The 948-nt window shown below is 71.0% G+C and carries 2 protein-coding genes; both read left to right on the forward strand.

Translation table 11 applies throughout. The annotated features are described in order from the left end of the window. On the forward strand, window positions 1-357 hold a 357-nt coding region (locus tag VR45_RS18365), incomplete at its 5' end, for a GNAT family N-acetyltransferase (protein ID WP_045940873.1). A 171-nt stretch (window positions 358-528) separates the two neighbouring features. Next, the gene (locus VR45_RS47015; protein ID WP_159394256.1) at window positions 529-669 is read left to right on the forward strand and encodes a hypothetical protein; all 141 of its coding nucleotides are present in this window, start codon (window positions 529-531) and stop codon (window positions 667-669) included. Window positions 670-948: the final 279 nt, after the last annotated feature.

Genomic DNA, 948 nt, shown 5'->3' on the forward strand with positions numbered 1-948 from the left:
GGCGTGGACCGGGCCGCGCAGGAGGAACTCGACTTCTTCCACTGGTGCCCCTCCCCCCGGGAGTGGTGGCAGACCGCACACACCCCCGACGGCGACCTCGCCGGCATCCACATCCCCGCCCACAACCCCTCCGGCCCGACCATCGGCTTCATCGGCGTCCTCCCCCAACACCGCGGCCACGGCTACGCCTACGACCTCCTCGCCGAGTGCACCCACACCCTCGTCGAACAGGGCGCCGAATTCATCACCGGAGCAACCGACCGGACCAACCACCCCATGGCCGCGAACTTCACCAAGGCCGGCTTCCCCGTCGTCCGCGAACGCATCAACTTCCACCCGGCGGACCGAACGGCCTGACGAGCAGTAGCACCCGGTGTGCGGTCCGGGCACGGACCGCACGCCGGGGTACTGGCGGACGGGATCAGGCGGGTCGAGGTCGGGGGGTGTGCTCCGTGGGTGCGGTCACGGTTCGGTGACTGCCGGTCGGATCCGTTCCGGGACTTCGGGCGGGGCGGCATCCTGGGGTGCATGCGGGAGACCCGGTGGGTGGCAGGGATCGTGGACAACGACCTTGTCCAGGCGGCGTTCTACGGCGGTCTGACGCTGGTGCGGGGCGGCCTCGTCCTGCAGCCGGACCAGGCCGTCGGGTACCTCGGCGGGGTCTACTAGCGAAATCCGGGCGTTCCCCTTCCATCCGGGCCCCACCGGCCCGACCGTGGAGCGCGGGAACACCACCGACAGCACTCCGGCCCGTAGAGAACAGGACCACGATGCCGCTGATCGACCCCGCTCCTCCCGGCAAGGGAGCCCCCGTCGGGCTCGCGGTGGCCGCCTTGCTGCTCACGCTGATCGGTCTCTACCTGTGGCCGTGGTGGCCGTCCGGCTTCTCCGACCCGACCTTCCTGGAGTTCCGCCGGGAGTACACGGACGGGCCCCCGCCCGTGACCT

The organism is Streptomyces sp. NRRL S-495 (assembly GCF_000966955.1).
In the GTDB taxonomy this organism is placed as follows: domain Bacteria; phylum Actinomycetota; class Actinomycetes; order Streptomycetales; family Streptomycetaceae; genus Kitasatospora; species Kitasatospora purpeofusca.